Below are 19,217 nucleotides of genomic sequence, written 5' to 3' on the forward strand. Positions count from 1 at the left end.
ATGCAAAAGAGATATTGACAGGAGACAAAAAGCGAAGATATATGCGGCTCTCCATTTAGGTGCGTAGCTCAGTGGGAGAGCACTTGCTTGACGTGCAAGGGGTCAGGAGTTCGACCCTCCTCGCGCCTACCAAAAAAGAACTCATAGGGAGGCACAGCCTCCCTATCGTGTTTGTGAGGCAGGGCATTATGGTTCAGATACAAGGTCAGGACATCGAGGTTCAGGCTGGGCAGACATGCGCGGATGTGTTGCGCGCGGTCCTCTCCGGCAAGAAGATGAAGGCAGCGGTAGCCTGCGCTTGCGACGGCGCGCTGCTCGATCTGGCTCGTCCGGTGCCTGCCGGAACCGCCGTTATGGAGCCCGTGTTTCTGGAATCCGCCCAGGGTCTGACCGTACTGCGTCACAGTGCGGCCCATGTCATGGCCGAAGCCGTCAAGGAGCTGTTCCCCTCCGCCAAGGTGACCATTGGTCCCGACGTCGAGAACGGCTTCTACTACGATTTCGATTTCGAGCGTCCGTTCACTCCCGAGGATCTGGAAAAGATCGAGGAGCGCATGGCTGCATCCGTGGCCGCGAACCAGCCTTTCACCCGCGAGGAGATGAGTGCTGCCGAGGCCCGGGAACTTTTTGCCTCCATGGGCGAGACGTACAAGCTCGAGATCATAGATGACCTTGGCGCCGACCAGGTCTCCCTCTATCGTCACGGCAACTTCGTGGACCTTTGCCGCGGACCGCACCTGCCGTCCACCGGCTTTCTGCAGGCCGTGAAGCTGACCTCCGTGGCCGGAGCCTACTGGCGCGGGGATTCAAAGCGTCCCATGCTGCAACGCATCTATGGGACAGCCTTCGCCACGCCCAAGGAATTGAAGGCTCACCTGGCCATGATCGAAGAGGCCAAGAAGCGCGACCACCGCAAGCTCGGCCCCCAGCTTGACCTGTTCAGCTTCCACGAACGCGGCGGCGCGGGCATGGCCTACTGGCATCCCAAGGGCGGCCTGTTGCGGACCATTCTCGAAGATTTCGTGAACAAGGAAATGATCCGCCGCGGCTACGGCATCGTGCGCACCCCCCAAATTTTGAAGCGCGACCTGTGGGAGACCTCCGGCCACTACGCCAACTACCGTGAAAACATGTATTTCACGGAGATCGACGAAGTGCCTTACGGGGTCAAGCCCATGAACTGCGTGGCGCACATGCTCATCTACAATACAAGCCAGCGCAGTTACCGCGACCTGCCTGTCCGCCTGTTCGAGTTCGGCGTCGTGCATCGCCACGAACTGTCCGGCGTTCTGCATGGCCTGATGCGTGTCCGCCAGTTCACCCAGGACGACGCACACATCATCTGCCGTCCGGATCAGCTCCTGGACGAGATCAAGGGCGTCATGACCTGGATTCAGGATCTCATGGGCGTCTTTGGCTTCGAATATTCCATGGAGATCAGCACCCGTCCCGAGAAGTCCATCGGCTCCGACGAGGACTGGGAGCGAGCCACTGCCGCACTCATGGACGCCATGGGTCAGATGGAACTGCCGTATGCAATCAACGAGGGCGACGGCGCCTTCTACGGTCCCAAGATCGACGTGAAACTGCGTGACTGCCTCGGCAGGCAGTGGCAGTGTTCGACCATTCAGGTCGATTTCACCTTGCCGGATCGTTTTGACTTGTTATACGTGGGCGAGGATGGCGAGCGGCACAGGCCTGTCATGGTGCATCGTGCCATCATGGGCTCTGTTGAGCGTTTTATCGGCATCCTGACCGAACATTTCGCCGGAGCTTTTCCGGCATGGCTTGCACCTGTCCAGGCCCGCATTTTGACAGTGACCGACAACCACAACGAATTCGCCCGCAATTGCCAGGCCGCGTTGCAGCGGGCGGGAGTGCGTGTGGAGGTCGATCTGCGCAACGAGAAGCTGGGATACAAGGTGCGCGAGGCGCAGATGGAAAAGATTCCATACGCGCTGGTCATCGGGGATCAGGAAGTCGAGCAGGCCTGCGTCAACGTGCGCATGTTGGGCGGCAACAATCTGGGCGCAATGCCTATCGATGCGTTTGTCGACCTACTGCGGCAGGAATGCGAAAAACCATTTAAACATGGAGGAATGAGATATTCTTTCAGCTGCTAAGGCCCGCCGGAACAAGCAAATCAGGGCCAAGGAAATCCGGGTTGTTGGAGATGATGGGAATCAGCTAGGTATCATGACCGTGCCCGAGGCCTTGGAACAGGCCGAGGGAAAGGGACTTGATCTGGTTGAAGTGGCGCCCAACGCCAAGCCGCCGGTCTGTAAAATCATGGACTACGGCAAGTACCTCTACGAGGAAAAGAAAAAGTCACAGGAAGCCAAGAAGCGTCAGACCCAGATTCAGGTCAAGGAAATCAAGTTCCGCCCGCATACCGACGATCATGACTTGATGACCAAGATCAAGCATATTCGCAGGTTCATCGAGGACGGAGACCGGTGCAAAGTGACCGTGTTTTTCCGAGGCCGCGAAATGGCGCACAAGGATCGAGGGCAAGTCATTTTGGACCGGATCGTGGAGATGGTTTCCGACGTCGCCAAGGTTGAGCAGACCTCCCGAGTCGAAGGCCGGACCATGTTTCTCCTGCTGGCAGGGCTTCCCAAGAAATAAGCTCCCTCTGCCGCCTTTTTAAGAAAAATTTCCCGCCACTTTGGCGGGAGGGAGCAGTATTGCCGGTCGCTTGCGCGACCATTCAAGTCTGTTTGAGGAGGAACTATGTCAAAGGTGAAAACCAACAGAAGTGCGGCCAAGCGTTTTCGGGTCACGGGCACAGGCAAGGTCAAAAGAAGCCACGCCAACATGCGCCACATCCTGACCAAGAAATCCGCGAAGCGCAAAAGACAGCTGCGTCAGTCCACCATGACTGCCCAGTCCTGTGTCGGCGCGATTCGTCGTTTGGTACCGTACATTTTCTAGTTCCGGCATTGTGCCGGGACGGAACGACTCAGCGTATAGTCATTTCCCACTATACCTGATTGCGAAAGGAGAAGATCATGAGAGTAAAAAGAGGAAAGACAGCCCACAGAAGGCACAAGAAGTACTTGGCCCTCGCCAAGGGCTATCGCGGATCACGCAGCAAGCTGTACCGCACCGCCCGAGAAACCGTTGAACGCGCCTTGTGCTTCGCCTACCGCGACAGAAAGCAGAAGAAGCGCGCCTTTCGGAGACTGTGGATCGTGCGCATCAACGCCGGCGTGCGTGAATTCGGTTTGACATACAACCGCTTCATGCATGGTTTGAAGCTCGCCGAAATCAATCTTAACCGGAAGGCCCTGGCCGACATGGCTGTCTATGAAAAAGACGCCTTTGCCGCGCTGTGCCAAATGGTAAAATCCAAGGCGAACTAGTGGCTAACGATATTATTCGCAAGCTTGAAAGCCTGGTCCCGGAGCTCAATGAAGCCCTGGGCCAGGCTTCTTCATTGGAAGAGTTGGAGGAGCTGCGTGTCCGTTTTCTCGGGCGCAAGGGGCTCCTGGCCGATCTGATGTCCGGTTTGACCGCGCTGGGCCCTGAAGACCGCCCGGCCGCAGGCAAGGCCGCCAATCAGGTCAAGGTCGCCATGACGACCCTCTGGGAAGAACAGGTCGCCGCCCTGAAGTCGCGCGCGCGCGAGCAGGCTCTGGGCGCGTTTGACGCATCGGTGCCGTCCTGGCAGCCAGACCTGGGCTCGCTGCATCCGGTGACCCTGGTCACCCGTGAAATCTGCGCGGTCTTCACGAGCCTCGGGTTCGAGGTCGTGTCCGGTCCGGAAGTGGAGAACGACTTCAACAATTTCGAAGCGCTCAACCTTCCCCCCGAACATCCTGCCCGCGACATGCAGGACACCCTCTACATTTCGGATTCGATCCTGTTGCGCACCCACACCTCGCCGTTGCAGGTGCGGACCATGCTGGCACGCAAGCCGCCTCTCGGCGTCATTGCTCCCGGCAAGGTCTATCGCCGGGACTCGGACATCACCCACACCCCCATGTTTCATCAGGTCGAGGGATTGCTCGTGGACACTCATGTGACCATGGCCGACCTTCGCGGCATTCTGACCGCCTTTGTGCAGAACGTGTTCGGTCACGACACCAGGGTCCGCTTCCGTCCGAGCTTTTTTCCCTTTACCGAGCCCAGCGCCGAAGTGGATATCAGCTGCGTGATCTGCGGCGGCAAGGGCAAGGTCAACGGCGAACCTTGCCGCGTTTGCAAGGAGACGGGCTGGGTGGAGATTCTCGGATGCGGCATGGTCGATCCGGCCGTGTTCCTCAAAGTCGGCTACGACCCGGAAATCTACACGGGCTTCGCCTTCGGTCTGGGTGTCGAGCGCATCGCCATGCTCAAATACGGCATCGGCGATCTGCGCATGTTTTTCGAGAACGATCTGCGGTTCCTCCGGCAATTCGCCTGAGCGGACATAAGGTTTTGCCATGCTGTTAAGCTTGAACTGGTTGCGGGAATTCGTGCCCTACGAAGGGGACGTCAAAGCGTTGGGGGACAGGTTGACCATGCTCGGTCTGGAGGTGGAGGAGATCGCAAATCCCTTTGCCGCGCTGGAGATGATCGTGGTCGGGCATGTTCTTGAAAGAGCACCGCATCCGACCTCGGATCATCTTTCGGTGTGCAAGGTGGACATTGGCACGGGCGAGATCCTCGACATCGTGTGCGGTGCCCCCAACGTTGCCGCCGGCCAGAAGGTGCCTGTCGCTCCGGTGGGAACGACCATGCCTGGCGGCCTTCTGATCAAGAAGGCCAAGCTGCGCGGCCAGCCGTCCTGCGGCATGATCTGCTCCGAACGCGAACTGAACCTGGGCGATGGTCACGAAGGCATCATGGTCCTTGATCAGGGCTTCGTCCCCGGCACGCCGATCTGCGAAGCTCTGGGTCTGGATCAGGTCGTGCTGGACGTAAGCATCACCCCCAACCGCGCTGACTGCCTGTCAGTTCTCGGGCTGGCCCGGGAAGTGGCGGCGGCCTTCGGCCTTCCGCTGACGATCCCGCAGGCCGAACTGGTCGAAAGCGGGGAGCCCTTTTCGGGGTTCGCCATCGAGCCGGATGCCGACCTGTGCCCTCTGTACCAGGCGCGCCTGATCCGGGACATAAAAATCGCGCCCAGCCCCGACTGGCTCAGATATCGTCTCCTGGCCGTGGGCCTGCGTCCGATCAACAACATCGTCGACGTAACCAACTACGTGATGATGGAGTGCGGCCAGCCCCTGCATGCCTTTGACCGGGATCTGCTGCGCGGAAACCGCATCCGGGTGGAGCGGGCCGAGGAAGGCATGACCCTGACCACCCTCGACGGTCAGGACAGGCTCCTGACCGAAAGGGACGTGCTCATCTGGGATGACGAGCAGCCTGTCGCCCTTGCTGGCGTCATGGGCGGAGCCAATTCCGAAATCGGTGAAGCGAGCACTACGGTGCTGCTCGAAAGCGCGGTCTTTGATCCGGCGTCCATCCGCAAGACGGCCCGGCGTCTGGGACTTTCCAGCGACGCCTCCTACCGCTTTGAGCGCGGTGTGGATCAGATCGGTAACACGCATGCCATGAACCGGGCTGCAAGCCTCATGGCCGCCGTGTCCGGTGGCGCAGTCGCTCCCGGGGTGGCCAAGTCCGAGCCCCGGCCTTTCACGTCCAAGGTCATTTCCTTCACTCCGGCCAAGGCCACAAAGCTTCTGGGGGTCGAGATGGCTCCCGAATTCTGCCGCGAAACCCTGACCCGTCTAGGGTGCGTTGTCGCGGGCGGCGAGTCCTGGCAGGTCACGGCGCCGTCTTTCAGACTGGATCTTGAGCGCGAGGTCGATCTCATCGAAGAGGTTGCCCGCGTGTACGGGATGGACCGCATCGAGGCGGTGCTGCCCACGGTCAAGAAGAGTCTTGCCGACCTGGACAAGGCCGATCCCACCTTTGCGTTTCTGGGCCGGGTCAAGGACTGGGGACGGGGCGTGGGCCTCTCGGAGGTCGTGAACTACAGTTTTGTCGGTACTGCTGATCTGGACCGCTGCGGGCTGCCTCTTGAAGGCCGGGTGAACATTTTCAACCCGCTCAGCGAGGAAATGAACGTTCTGCGTACGGAACTGGCTCCTGGCATGCTGGGCTCGCTGCGTCAGAACATGAGCCAGGACAACACCCGTATCCGCATCTTCGAGATCGCGCATTCCTTTGTGCAGGACCCGGGCAGCGACACCTTGACCCGCGAAAACAACCGTCTCGGCATCTTGCTGCATGGCGGCCGTTTTTCCGCCCGCTACCCCTACCCTGAAGGACGCTTCGGATACGCCGACATCAAGGGGCTGGTGGAGCATCTGCTCCTGACTCTGGGAGTGGGCGCCGCAAGCTTTGAGCGCGGCGGGGATCATGCGTATCTTGCTCCCGAAATCCTGGTGCGTGCCGGAGGAACGGCCGTGGGCAGGGTCGGCATGATCCGCGAGGATCTGGCCGATGCCTACCAGGCACGCGGAGAGGTCTGGTACGCGGATCTCGACCTTGACCTGCTCATGGGCCTGCGGCTGAACGTTGCGTTCAGGGCGATCCCCAAATTCCCGGTGGTTCGCCGGGACATGACCCTGGTCGCGCCCGAGAGCCTTGCAATCGGCGAGGTAGTTGATACGGTCAGGGCATTGCAGGAGCCGCTGCTTGAGGATGTCTTTCTGGTCGATGTCTATGCTCCGGAAGGGAGCGCGGAACGCAATTTGACTTACAGGTTCGTGTTCCGTCACGCTGAGCGCACCCTGAAAGACAAGGACGTGGAAAAAATCAATCTTCGCATTGGTCAGCATCTGGTCGAGAGGTTGCCTGTCCGCTTTTCCTGACAGGCTTCACGGGCCAGGAGGGAATGTGCTCAAACCCGTTACGCCCGACACCGAAAAGCGCTTTCGCATTGGACAGGTTGCCCGGCGGCTTGGCGTGGAACCTTACGTGCTGCGTTTTTGGGAAGAGGAGTTCCCCCAGCTGACCGCAGCCAGGACCTCCAAGGGACAGCGCTACTACACCGAGGAGCATGTCCGCGTCCTGGAACGGATTCGCCATTTGCTGTACGTCGAAAAGCTGACCATCAAGGGCGCACGCCAGAAGCTCGAAGGCACGGAATCTGTCCGGGCTCCGCTGGACGCGATCCGGCGAGAGCTGGAGGAAATTCACCGTCTGCTGACCAAAAATCCCTGACTTGCAAAGAGGTCGGGGTTTTTTTGTGTCAAGCGGTCCTTTTCCATATGTCTTTACATGGCGAATTCGAAACCGTAGCATTCTGCGTTGTTCCTACTTTCCAAGAAGTCGAAAATGTCCTTTAAGGAAGGCCATGCTGAAAGTTTACGCCGACAAACAGGGCAAAGCCGTGTTCAACTGTCCACATTGCGGCTTCGTGACCAATTTTGATGCTTCGGCGTATCGGAATCGTGACAGCCGCATCAAGATCAAGTGCCGCTGCGGCGAAAGCATGGTCATGCTGGTCGAATTCAGGGAATATTATCGCAGGGCGGTATCCTTGATCGGGACATGCAGCGTGCACAGAACCGGAAAGGACATGGCGATGAAGGTACGCGATCTGTCCCTGAGCGGCCTGTCCTTTTCCCTCGAATCGTCACAGGAGGATCAGGAGGCCCTGCAAGTCGGCGACGTGATAACGGTGCGGTTTCGCCTCGATGCTCCGCCAGAGTCTTTTATCCAGCGGAAGGCCTCGGTCCGCAATATCCGCGGTGATGCCATCGGCGCCAGGTTTTCCAGGAGCGAGTATGACAAGGAACTTGGATTTTACCTCCTGCATTGATTTTGCGTGGAGGCAAGCATGAACAAGGATTTTGATTCCGGTAACGCTAACGGGACCGAAGAAGCCATCAATCCCATTATCAAGCTTCTGATCCGCGAAGGGCACCTGACTGTCGAGCAGGCGCAGTATGCGCTGCGGGTCACGTCCAAGCTGCACATGAGCAAGCCCCTGTGCGACGTCGTGCGGGAGCTCGGATATGTCACCGACGAAACGATCCGGCAGACAGTCCGCCGCAATCAGGGTGAACTGCGTATCGGCGACCTGCTGAACGGTCTGGGCTTTTTGACCGACGAGGAACTCAATCGCGCCCTGGACCTGCAGCTGCAGGGTGGGCGCCAGCAGAAGCTGGGCGACATCCTCATACAGCATAAATTTCTGGCGGACGAGAAGCTGACGGAAATACTGGCCATGCAGCTCGGTTTGCCGATCCTGGAGCTGGCGGCCAAGGATCCGGACCCGGGTCTCATGGCCCGCGGACCCGTTGAATACTACGAGCAATATCGCTTTGTGCCTTACGACATGCAGCCCGATGGTTCGGTGCGCATCGCCTTTGCCGACCCCCTTGACCCGCGCAGCCTGGACGCGGCGCGGGACTATTTCGGCAAGACCATTGTCGTCTGCATCACCCGTGTCAGTCAGCTTGACGATGTGTTGACCAAGCGCAAGGAAGAGTTGCGCGTCGGCAACGGGACGGACCTGAACCGTCTGAACATCGTCGAAATCGCCAATTCCATCGTGCTGGCCGCGTTCAAGCGCGGGGCCAGCGACATTCATGTGGAGCCCATGGCGGACCGGTTGCGGGTCCGTTTTCGTGAAGACGGCGTCATGGTTCATTTCCGCGACTATCCCATTGGTGCCGTGGCTCCGCTGGTCAGCCGCTTCAAGATCATGTGCGGCGCGGACATCGCGGAAAAGAGGCGGCATCAGGACGGGCGGCTCATTTTCAACCACATGGGCGTGCAGATCGATCTGCGCATGTCCTTCTACGTCACGGTGTACGGCGAGCAGATCGTCATGCGCCTTTTGAAGAACCAGGAAGAGCTGTTGCCCATGCACGAGCTGGGAATGCTCCCGGGCATGCTCAACCGGTTCATGGACGAAGCGCTGGATGCGCCTTCAGGAGTCATCATGGTCACCGGGCCCACGGGATCCGGAAAATCGACCACGGTCTACAGCTGCATCAACTACCTGAACCGGCCGGAAGTGAGCATCATCACGGCTGAGGATCCGGTCGAATACAAGGTGCGCGGGATCGGTCAGTGCTCCATCATGCCCTCCATCGGCCTGACCTTCGAGGAGACGCTGAAGCATATCGTTCGCCAGGATCCGGACATTGTGGTCATCGGCGAGGTGCGCGATCATTTTTCGGCGGAGATGTGCATTCAGACCGCACTGACCGGACACAAGGTTCTGACGACCTTTCACACCGAGGACAGCATCGGGGCCCTGGTCCGCTTGCTGGACATGAACATCGAGCCGTTCCTGGTCTCCTCGACCCTGTCCTGCATCCTTTCCCAGCGACTGGTGCGGCGGGTCTGTCCGCATTGCGCGGTTCCCTATCAGCCCGACTTGAGCCAGCTGCGGCGGATGGGCTGCACCTACGGCGATCTGGCCGGGGCGGAGTTCCGCAAGGGCCGGGGGTGTGCGACCTGCAGGCACAGCGGATACAAGGGCCGTCTGGCCGTTTACGAGATGCTCATTCCGGAGGTCTTTATCCGGGACGCGGTATTGCTGCGCAAGACCACTCATGATCTGCGCGTGATAAGTATGGAAAAGGCAGGCATGATCTCCCTGATGGAAGACGGGATCACCAAGGCGGCCATTGGGCTGACCACGGTGGAAGAGGTCTTGAGGACCTTGCCCAGAGCCCAGAAACCCAGGCCTCTGGCCGATTTGCGAAGGATACTCGGAGTTTAGGAATGTTTGAAATCGCCTCTATTCATGACCGTGTGCGGGAATTTCTGGAAGAACCCGGCGGAGATCTGCCGGTTTTCGACCGCACGGCCCTCTTGGTGCATCAGGAAGCCACCAAGGCCGACCCGGACACCGACAAGGTCATCAGTTACATAGCGCAGGATCAAGTGCTCGCGGCGGAAGTGCTCAAAGTCGCCAATTCATCCTTTTTTCGCGGTATCAAGAAGGTCAGCCGGATTCAGGACGCCGTGGTGCGTATCGGTCTGCGTGAAGTGGTCAACAGCGTGATGATGGCCACTCAGCGCAAGAACTACAGCTCCCGCAACCCTTTTGTGCAGCAATATACGGCCACGTTGTGGAAGCATTCCGTGGCCTGCGCTTTTGGCGCGCAGTGGCTGGCCCGGCGTTGCGACCACTCCGAGCTTGCGCCCGAGGCCTTCATCGCAGGCCTCATCCATGACGTCGGCAAGCTGCTGGTGCTCAAGGCCCTGGTCTCCGTGGGCGAGAAAGACAAGGACGCGCCTCGGATCACCAAGACCGCGGCTGATGAATTCGTGGATACCATGCATCCCGAATGTGGTTTTCTGCTGCTCGAAAAATGGAATCTGCCCGAGTCCTACTGTTACGTATGCCGGGATCATCATCGCAAGGATTACGATCACGGCAACACCCTGCTGGTGCTGGTGCGACTGGCCAATCTTGTGTGCAGGAAGCTCGGCATCGGCCTGCGCCAGGATCCAGACCTGATCCTGGTCACCAGCAGCGAAGCCGGGATTCTCGGCCTGACCGACGTCACCCTGGCTGAACTGGAAATCGCGATGGAAGATCACGTAGCCAACGCGGAAATCTGACCTTCATTCACCCCAATCGCCCCAACGGAGACTCCACCACAATGAAGCTGGCGCAACGCATTACCAGGATCAAGCCGTCCGCGACCCTGACCATCAACACCAAAGCCCAGGAGCTGCGCGCCGCAGGGCGGCAGATTGTCAGTCTGGCCGTGGGCGAACCCGATTTCCGCACGCCCGGGCATGTCTGCGATGCGGCCAAGGCCGCCATGGACGAAGGCTTTACCCGCTATACCCCAGTGCCCGGCATTCCCGAACTGCGCACGGCCGTGGCCAAATATTTCAAGACTTTTTACGACGTGGACGCGGCCATGGAGAACGTGGTTGTGACCAACGGCGGCAAGCAGAGCCTGTATAACCTCTTTCAGGTGCTGCTCGATCCGGGTGACGAAGTCATCATTCCCGCACCTTACTGGGTCAGCTATCCGGCGCTGGTGCAACTGGCCGACGGCGTGTCTGTTTTCGTGGCCACGGAGCCGCGGAATAATTTCCTGGTCAGCGTCGAGCAGCTGGAGGCCGCGCGCACCCCTCGCACCCGTTGTCTGATCATGAACACGCCTTCGAATCCCACCGGCTGCCATTACACCCAGGCGCAGCTTGATGCCATCGCCGCCTGGGCCGTGGAAAAGGGCGTCTTTGTCATCGCCGATGAAATCTACGACCAGCTGGTCTATGCTCCGGCCAAGCCGGCGTCCCTTGCTCCTTGGTGGCAGCGCTACCCTGAAAATTTTGCAGTGGCCAATGGCCTGGCCAAGAGTTTCGCCATGACTGGCTGGCGGGTGGGCTATACCCTGGCGCATGCGGATCTGATCAAGGCCATGACCAAGATCCAGGGCCAGTCTACGTCCAACATCTGCTCCATCGCCCAGAAGGCGGCCCTGGCGGCCCTGACCGGCGGCTGGGAATGTCTGACCCCCATGCGTGAGGCTTTCGTGCGCCGGCGTGACCTTGGCCTGGCCATGATCCGTCAGTGGGGAAATGTGATCTGCCCGGAACCGGCCGGCGCGTTTTATCTTTTTCCGCAGGTCGACTGGTACTACACGCCCGAAGTGCCGGATTCCACGGCCCTGTGCGCGCTCTTGCTGGAAAAGGCCGGCGTGGCCGTGGTGCCCGGAGCCGCCTTTGGCGACGACCGCTGCATCCGCATTTCCTATGCGCTCGATGATGAAACCCTGTCCGCTTGTCTGGACAGGATAGGCCAGGTTCTGCACAGTCTGAAAAAGTGACCGGAGGTGTGCCCTGTGATTGACCAGTCCTCCCCGTGGAAAGCTCTTGCTGAACATGCTTTGGAAATGACGCCCATGCGCGAGCTTTTTAATCGCGATCCGGGCCGCTTTGATCGTTTTTCTGCGGAAGGAGCCGGTCTTTTTCTGGATTACTCCAAGAACATGGTCACGGACGAGACCATGAACCTGCTTTTCGATCTGGCCGGTGAAGCCGATGTGGCCGGGCGGATAGGGGCCATGTTTTCCGGCGCCCGGATCAACACCACCGAGAATCGGGCCGTGCTGCACGTGGCCCTGCGGGCGGATGCGGACCAGCTCATTCTCGTGGACGGGATAAACGTGGTGGAGCAGGTGCATGGGGTATTGGACCAGATGGAGGTGTTCACGGCCAAGGTTCGCTCCGGGGAATGGAAGGGCTGCACGGGCGAGCGCATAACGGACGTGGTCAACATCGGGATAGGCGGATCCGACCTTGGGCCGCGCATGGTCACGGCGGCTCTCGACCACTACCGTAAATCCGACCTCAACTTCCATTTCGTGTCCAACATCGACGGTACGCACGTCGCCCAGGTGCTCGGCAGGGTGCGCCCGGAGAGCACGCTCTTCATCATCGCCTCCAAGACCTTCACCACTCAGGAGACCCTGACCAACGCGCATACCGCCCGCGACTGGTTTCTGCGCAGCGGAGCAGCGCAGACCGACGTGGCCCGGCATTTCGTGGCCCTGTCCACCAATGAGCCCGCGGTCCGGGATTTCGGCATCGACCCGGCCAACATGTTCGTCTTCTGGGACTGGGTCGGGGGGCGTTACTCCCTGTGGTCCTGCATCGGCCTGTCCATCGCCCTGGCCGTGGGGATGGAGAATTTTCGCGAGCTTCTGGCCGGCGCCAGAGACATGGACAGGCATTTCAGATCAACGCCCTTTGAACGCAATATTCCGGTGCTGCTGGCGCTGCTGGGCGTATGGTATCGCAATTTCCACGGTTTCGAATCCCATGCCGTGCTGCCCTACGATCAGTATTTGGCGCTTTTGCCTGCATATCTGCAGCAGGCGGACATGGAGAGCAACGGCAAGGGCGTGAACCGGGACGGAAGACCCGTTACCCACGCCACGGGCCCGATCCTGTGGGGCGAGCCCGGCACCAACGGCCAGCACGCTTTTTACCAGCTTTTGCATCAGGGCACGACCGTCGTCCCCTGCGATTTTTTGGTCGCGGTCAATCCGCTGCATGAGATCGGCGAGCATCACACCATCCTGCTGGCTAATTTTCTGGCCCAGACCGAGGCCCTCATGCGCGGCCGCACCCTGGCCGAGGCCGAGGCGGAGCTGGCGAACCTTGAGCCTGGGGCCCGGGCGGCACTTGCTCCGCACAAGGCGTTCCCGGGCAACCGCCCGAGCAATTCCCTGCTCTACGAGAGGCTCACCCCACGTGCGATCGGCAGCCTGATCGCCATGTACGAGCACAAGATTTTCGTGCAGGGGGTCATCTGGGGAATCAATTCCTTTGATCAGATGGGCGTGGAGCTGGGCAAACAGTTGGCGGGGGTGATCCTGCCGGAACTGCGCGGTGGGGCTGCGGCTGCCCACGATGCTTCGACCCTGGGGCTCATCCGTCTCTGCCTTGACCGGCGCAAGTCTTAAAGCCTAACATGAAATGAACCGGGGCCGCGTGCCCCGGCCCTTGCCCTTCCACATTTTTGACCTCGGCCAAAGCATGAAGCTCAATCCCTTTCGCGTTGATCCGGCCCATCCTTTCCAACTGGTAAAATTTTTGTCCATCAGCACGCTGGTGCTGATTCTTGCTTCAAGCAGCCTCATGTCGGTGTTCATGACCAATTACGCCAAGAGCGCGCTCCTGAAGAAAAATCAGGCTTTTGCCAGGCTATTGGCCGAAAATTTGAACCATCAGATCTACAGGCGCTTCACTTTGCCAGTGGTGCTCGGTTTCGGGCGTGTCGAGCTCAAGCGCAAGGACCAGTACGAACGCCTGGAGCAGGTCATAGACTCGACCATCCACTCCTTTCATGTCCTTGATCTGCGTATCTACGACGAGCAGAACGAGGTCGCCTTCAGCACCGATGCCGAACAGGTCGGAAACAACGAACTGGGCGGCACGGCCGTGCAGGCGGCGATAGAGAGCGGCAAGATCAGCTTTGAGTTGCAGAACTCCCTGGGCATCTGGGATGTGCTTTTAGGCATCAATCTCGAGGACGGGGACGTGGTGTTGCGCACGGTCTATCCGCTGAGGGCCGAACGGGAGCTGAGGTTTCGGGACCAGCCCGGGCCGCTTCTGGGCATTCTCGAATTGACCCAGGACATCACCAGCGATTACGAGACTGTGCTGCACTTGCAGCGACTCATCATCCTGACCACGTTCATGGGCTCGGCCGCCCTGTATGGGCTGATCTTTTTTCTCGTCCGCAAGGCTGACCGCGTGCTCGACGAGAGACTGCGCGACAAGGATCGCCTCGAAAAGGAACTGCTCCAGAACGAAAAGCTCGCCTCCATGGGGCGCATGGTGGCCAGCATCGCGCACGAGATCCGCAATCCGCTGGGCATCATCCGCAGCAGCGCGGAGCTTTTGCTCAAGCGGCAAAAAGCCGAAGGCGGAACCAACGTAAAGATGTTGGATGCCATTTTTCACGAGTCCAAGCGCCTGAGCCAGACCGTGAACGATTTTCTTGATTATGCGCGGCCCCGCCAGCCTTCCCTGGACGATGTCGACCTGGAGAAGGTCGTGCGCCACGCCGTGGCTTTTTTGACCCAGGAGGGGCAGGAGCACGGGGTAATGGTCGAGAGCTCGCTGCCGGTGGGATATGTGGTCCAGGGGGACCGGGATCTTTTGTACCGGGGTTTTTACAACCTGATCAGCAACGCGATCCAGGCCTGCGGCGATGGCGGGCAGGTGCGCATCATGCCGGTCTGTCACGAGGAGCAGTTGGCTGTGCTTGTGCAGGACACGGGCGCCGGCTTTGATTCCAAGCAGCTGGACCGTTACACGGAACCCTTCTTTACGACCAAGGACACGGGCACTGGTCTGGGGCTGGCCATAACAAGTTCCATTTTTCAGATTCACGGCGCGGAAATGATCCTCAGGAACGGTCCCCACGGTGGAGCCGAAGCCCTGGTAGTATTTTCCGAGCATTGCTAGCGGGTATTTCACATGGGCAATCACATACTGATCCTCGACGACGAGAAAAATTATCTTCTGGTTCTGGAGGCCATCCTCGAAGAGGAAGGCTATACGGTCACGGCCCTGGGCGATCCGGTCATGGCCATGACCTACCTCGACGAGTCCGAGGTCGACGTGGTCATAACCGACATGAAGATGCCCGGCATGACCGGACAGCAGGTTCTGGAGACGGTTCGCAAGCGCCATCCCCATGTCCCGGTCATGATCATGACCGCTTTTGGCACCATCGATCGTGCAGTGGAGGCCATGAAGAGCGGGGCTTTCGACTACATCACCAAACCCTTTTCCAATGACGAGATCCTGCTCTCTGTGGGCAAGGCCATGAAGCTCTCCCATGCGGAGCAGCAAAACCGGCTGCTACGCGAGAGCCTGGCCGAGAAGTTCGGCAAGGAGACCATCATCGGCAACTCCAAGCCCATCCAGGATGTCCTGACCCTGGCGGGGAAGGTCGCACCGACGCGCAGCAACGTGCTGGTCACCGGAGAGTCCGGCACAGGCAAAGAGCTGGTGGCCAGGGCCATTCACATCGCCTCGGACCGCAAGGACATGCCGTTTATCTCGGTCAACTGCATGTCCCTGAATCCGGGAGTGCTGGAAAGCGAGCTCTTCGGCCACGAAAAGGGGTCCTTCACCGGAGCCATGGCCTTGAAGCGCGGCCGCTTCGAGCTGGCCCAGGGCGGGACCCTCTTCCTTGATGAAATCGGAGAGCTTTCCCAGGAAATGCAGGTCAAATTGCTGCGAGTGCTGCAGGAGCGGGTGATCGAGCGGGTCGGCGGGACAGAGACCATTGCCGTTGATTTCAGGCTGGTGGCGGCCACCAACAAGAATCTGCAGGAGGAGATCGTGGCCGGCAGGTTCCGCGAAGATCTTTTCTACCGCCTGAATGTTGTCAACATCCATCTGCCGCCCCTGCGCGAGCGGCGCGAGGACATCCCCATCCTGGCCAGCCATTTCCTGCGCAAATTTTCGCTGGAGAACAATCGCCAGGTGCACGGCTTCACTCCCGGCGCCATCGACTATCTGTCAGCCTACGAATGGCCGGGCAACGTGCGTCAGCTCGAGAACGTCATCGAGCGCTGCGTGGTTCTCAGTAACCGCGACGTGATTGATGTGGACGACCTGCCGCCCGAACTGCGCGACGAGGAGATGCAGTTCAAGAGCGCCGTGGACCTGCTGCCGCTGAAGGTCAACCTGTCAGAAACCCTGGAAAAGATCGAGGCGGCCCTCATCCGCCGGGCCATGGTCCATTCCGGTTTCGTGCAGGTCAAGACGGCGGAGCTCCTCGACGTGTCCAAGAGTCTGCTGCAGTACAAGCTCAAGAAATACAAGATCACGGCCAAGAATTAGGGCGTGCCCGGGATGAGCGAAGCCTCTGTCGCCGATTTGCTGGCCAAGGTGGAGCGTACCCCCTGGCTCGCGGTTGATATCGCGGGACGCCGTTTTTTTCCGGCGCAGGCCCCGCGATTCGCCGTTCCGGAGCGGCCTTGGCCGCCCCCGGTGCAACGCGGGCTTGAGCTTCTGGGCGTGCGGGAGCTTTACGAACATCAGGTCCGCGCCGTCGATCTGGTCCGCTCCGGCGGCCACGTGGTCGTGGCCACTCCCACGGCCAGCGGCAAGTCCCTCATCTACAATCTGCCCGTCCTTGAGGCCTGTCATTGTGATCGCCGCACCCGCGCCCTGTACCTCTTCCCCTTAAAAGCCCTGGCCCAGGATCAGCGCCGGGCCCTGGACTCCCTGGCCGCCGGTCTTTTTCCCACGCCAACTTCGGCCATTTACGACGGGGACACCTCGTCCTCGCAACGCTCCCGCATTCGCCGGGATCCTCCAAACGTCCTCTTCACCAACCCGGACATGCTGCATCTGGGGATTTTGCCCAACCACGAAAAATGGTCGGAATTTTTTGCCAATCTGAAATTCGTGGTCGTGGACGAGGTGCACACCTATCGTGGCGTCATGGGTTCGCACATGGCCTGGGTTTTTCGTCGTCTTGTGCGTCTCTGCCGTCTGCACGGTGCAAATCCGACCTTTGTCTGCTCTTCCGCGACCATAGCCAACCCCGAGGAACTGGCCTCGGACCTGACCGGGCTGCCCATGCGCGCGGTGCTGGAGGGCACGGCCGCTAGCCCCCCGAAGCACATGCTCCTCCTGAACGGAGTGGACGGAGCCGCCCGCAAGGCCATCGGTCTGCTGCAGGAGGCCATGACGCTGGGTCTCAGGACCATCGTCTACTGCAAGTCGCGGCGCATGACCGAGCTTATCGCCATGTGGGCGGGAGAACGTGAAGGTGAGGAGCGCGAACGCATCTGCGCCTACCGGGCGGGATTCCTGCCGGAGGAGCGACGCGAGATCGAAGCTCGCCTCTCTTCCGGAGAGCTGCAGGCCGTGGTCTCCACCAGCGCCCTTGAGCTTGGCATCGACATCGGAGGGCTCGATCTGTGCATCCTGGTAGGCTACCCCGGCTCCATCATGGCCAGCCTGCAGCGTTCGGGCCGGGTGGGGCGAGGCGGGCGCGAGGCGGCGACCTTCCTGATCGGGCACGAGGACGCGCTGGACCAGTATTTCATGCACCATCCCGATGAATTTTTCGCGCTCAAGGCCGAACGGGCGGTCATCAATCCGGACAATCCGGTCATCGCCGCCAGACATCTGCAGTGCGCTGCGGCAGAGGCTTCACTGCATGCGGACGATGCGCTGGTCCTGGAAAATGCCGGGCTGGTGGCTAGCCTGGTCCGTAGCGGCGAGCTGCTGCAGAGCCGGGACGCAAGTGAGTATTTCAGCAAGGCCAGACAGCCCCATCGGGGCGTGGCCCTTCGCGGCACGGGTTCGACCGTTGCCATCATGGACATGGACAGCGGCGAGCGCATCGGAATGGTGGACGGTTTTCGGGCGGTGCTCGAGACCCACCCCGGCGCGGTCTATCTGCACAGGGGCGTTACCTACGTGATCGCCGGTCTGGACCTTGAGACCGGGATGGCCAACGCGCGGCGGGCCAAGGTTTCTTACTACACCCGGGTACGGCACGAGAAGAGCACGGAGATCATCGAGGTAAGCTCCAGCCGCCCGGTGTTCGGGGCCATGGTCAGTCTCGGGTGGCTCAAGGTCACGGACCAGGTTACGGGCTACGACCGTATCAGCACTCGCGGCGGAAAGAACCTGGGCACCGTCCCCCTCGACATGCCCCCGCTGGTCTTTGAGACGCAAGGTGTCTGGATCGCCATCCCTGAATCCGTGCGCAGGCAGGTGGAAGCGCAGATGGCCCACTTCATGGGCGGCATCCATGCCCTGGAGCACGCCGCCATCGGGATGATGCCCCTTCTGGTCATGACGGACCGGAATGATCTGGGCGGGATATCCATTCCGTTTCATCCACAGGTCGGGTCCGCGGCCGTGTTCATCTATGACGGATTGCCCGGCGGATGCGGGCTGGCAGAGCAGGCCTACATCGAATACGAGACATTGCTTGAGCGCACCGTCCGCGTGATCCGGGACTGCGCTTGCGAGAACGGGTGTCCGGCCTGCGTGCATTCCCCCAAATGCGGCTCCGGCAACAGGCCCATCGCCAAGGGCGCGGCCCTGATGGTGCTGGAGGGGATCATGAACGCGGAACCCCCGGTCGAAGTCCCGTCGCAGGAATTCGTGACTTCGCGCATCGAAATGACCGCGCCGCCGGCTTTCGTGCAGGAAACAGCTTCGAACCCGCTGCCGCAGGATTTTCGCTACGCGGTTCTGGATCTGGAAACCCGGCGATCGGCGCAGGAGGTCGGGGGCTGGCATCGTGCCGATCTGATGGGGGTCAGTTGTGTGGTCGTCTATGACTCTGGGATTGATGATTTTCGAAACTACGGGCAGGAGGACGTGCCGCGTCTGGTCGGGGAACTGGTGGAGTTCGACCTGGTGGTCGGGTTCAACATTCTGCGCTTTGATTATGCCGTTCTCGGCGGCTTGAGCCGTTTTGACTTTTCAGGTTTGCCCACACTGGACATCCTGGGCAGCATCCATGAGATCTTGGGGTATCGCCTGTCCCTTGATCATCTGGCCCGCGAGACCCTGGGCGCTGCCAAGAGCGCCAGCGGCCTGCAGGCCCTTGCCTGGTGGAAGGAGGGACGCATCGACGACATCATCGCCTATTGCCGTCAGGACGTAGCCGTGACGCGCGATCTGTTTCTCTTCGGCGCGCAGCACGGCCATCTGCTCTTTCGCAACAAAGCCGAAAAGATCGTGCGCGTGCCGGTGGATTGGGTCGCGAAGCTGGGTGGGTAGACGCGGTCGAGTCT

The 19,217-nt window shown here is 60.1% G+C and carries 15 protein-coding genes and 1 tRNA gene; all 16 read left to right on the plus strand.

Features of this window, described 5'->3' with window-relative positions:
• The first annotated feature begins 57 nt into the window (after positions 1-57).
• The 16 genes from CVU60_14585 (at position 58) to CVU60_14660 (ending at position 19,203) form a co-directional block, all read left to right on the plus strand.
• Positions 58-132, plus strand: a tRNA-Val gene (locus tag CVU60_14585).
• A gap of 56 nt (positions 133-188) precedes the next feature.
• Positions 189-2,123 (plus strand): threonine--tRNA ligase, encoded by a 1,935-nt coding sequence (locus CVU60_14590; GenBank protein PKN40743.1) that lies wholly within the window; start codon positions 189-191, stop codon positions 2,121-2,123.
• Entirely contained in the window at positions 2,107-2,628 is a 522-nt protein-coding gene (locus tag CVU60_14595; GenBank protein ID PKN40744.1) for a translation initiation factor IF-3, read from the plus strand. Before CVU60_14590 ends, CVU60_14595 begins: the two co-directional genes overlap by 17 nt.
• A gap of 105 nt (positions 2,629-2,733) precedes the next feature.
• Positions 2,734-2,934: a 50S ribosomal protein L35 gene (locus CVU60_14600; GenBank protein PKN40745.1), complete on the plus strand. Its 201-nt coding sequence runs from the start codon at positions 2,734-2,736 to the stop codon at positions 2,932-2,934.
• Positions 2,935-3,011: 77 nt separating this feature from the next.
• On the plus strand, positions 3,012-3,365 hold the full coding sequence (locus CVU60_14605; protein ID PKN40746.1) for a 50S ribosomal protein L20: 354 nt from the start codon (positions 3,012-3,014) through the stop codon (positions 3,363-3,365).
• Positions 3,365-4,408: a phenylalanine--tRNA ligase subunit alpha gene (locus CVU60_14610; protein PKN40747.1), complete on the plus strand. Its 1,044-nt coding sequence runs from the start codon at positions 3,365-3,367 to the stop codon at positions 4,406-4,408. Before CVU60_14605 ends, CVU60_14610 begins: the two co-directional genes overlap by 1 nt.
• A gap of 19 nt (positions 4,409-4,427) precedes the next feature.
• Positions 4,428-6,809 (plus strand): phenylalanine--tRNA ligase subunit beta, encoded by a 2,382-nt coding sequence (locus CVU60_14615; protein PKN40748.1) that lies wholly within the window; start codon positions 4,428-4,430, stop codon positions 6,807-6,809.
• Positions 6,810-6,834: 25 nt separating this feature from the next.
• On the plus strand, positions 6,835-7,161 hold the full coding sequence (locus CVU60_14620; protein ID PKN40749.1) for a MerR family transcriptional regulator: 327 nt from the start codon (positions 6,835-6,837) through the stop codon (positions 7,159-7,161).
• 133 nt (positions 7,162-7,294) lie between these two features.
• On the plus strand, positions 7,295-7,762 hold the full coding sequence (locus CVU60_14625; GenBank protein PKN40750.1) for a hypothetical protein: 468 nt from the start codon (positions 7,295-7,297) through the stop codon (positions 7,760-7,762).
• An 18-nt stretch (positions 7,763-7,780) separates the two neighbouring features.
• Positions 7,781-9,679, plus strand: a complete 1,899-nt coding sequence (locus tag CVU60_14630) for a secretion system protein E (GenBank protein ID PKN40751.1) — start codon at positions 7,781-7,783, stop codon at positions 9,677-9,679.
• Between the two features lie 2 nt (positions 9,680-9,681).
• The gene (locus CVU60_14635) at positions 9,682-10,527 is read left to right on the plus strand and encodes a phosphohydrolase (GenBank protein ID PKN40752.1); all 846 of its coding nucleotides are present in this window, start codon (positions 9,682-9,684) and stop codon (positions 10,525-10,527) included.
• A gap of 41 nt (positions 10,528-10,568) precedes the next feature.
• The gene (locus tag CVU60_14640; GenBank protein ID PKN40753.1) at positions 10,569-11,750 is read left to right on the plus strand and encodes an aspartate aminotransferase; all 1,182 of its coding nucleotides are present in this window, start codon (positions 10,569-10,571) and stop codon (positions 11,748-11,750) included.
• A gap of 15 nt (positions 11,751-11,765) precedes the next feature.
• Positions 11,766-13,391: a glucose-6-phosphate isomerase gene (locus CVU60_14645; protein PKN40754.1), complete on the plus strand. Its 1,626-nt coding sequence runs from the start codon at positions 11,766-11,768 to the stop codon at positions 13,389-13,391.
• A gap of 73 nt (positions 13,392-13,464) precedes the next feature.
• Positions 13,465-14,901: a two-component sensor histidine kinase gene (locus CVU60_14650; protein ID PKN40768.1), complete on the plus strand. Its 1,437-nt coding sequence runs from the start codon at positions 13,465-13,467 to the stop codon at positions 14,899-14,901.
• 12 nt (positions 14,902-14,913) lie between these two features.
• Complete coding sequence (locus CVU60_14655) at positions 14,914-16,290, plus strand: DNA-binding response regulator (GenBank protein PKN40755.1); 1,377 nt, start codon at positions 14,914-14,916, stop codon at positions 16,288-16,290.
• 12 nt (positions 16,291-16,302) lie between these two features.
• Positions 16,303-19,203: a DEAD/DEAH box helicase gene (locus CVU60_14660; protein ID PKN40756.1), complete on the plus strand. Its 2,901-nt coding sequence runs from the start codon at positions 16,303-16,305 to the stop codon at positions 19,201-19,203.
• The last annotated feature ends 14 nt before the right edge of the window (positions 19,204-19,217 follow it).

The organism is Deltaproteobacteria bacterium HGW-Deltaproteobacteria-18 (genome assembly GCA_002841885.1).
GTDB lineage: Bacteria > Desulfobacterota > Desulfovibrionia > Desulfovibrionales > Desulfomicrobiaceae > Desulfomicrobium.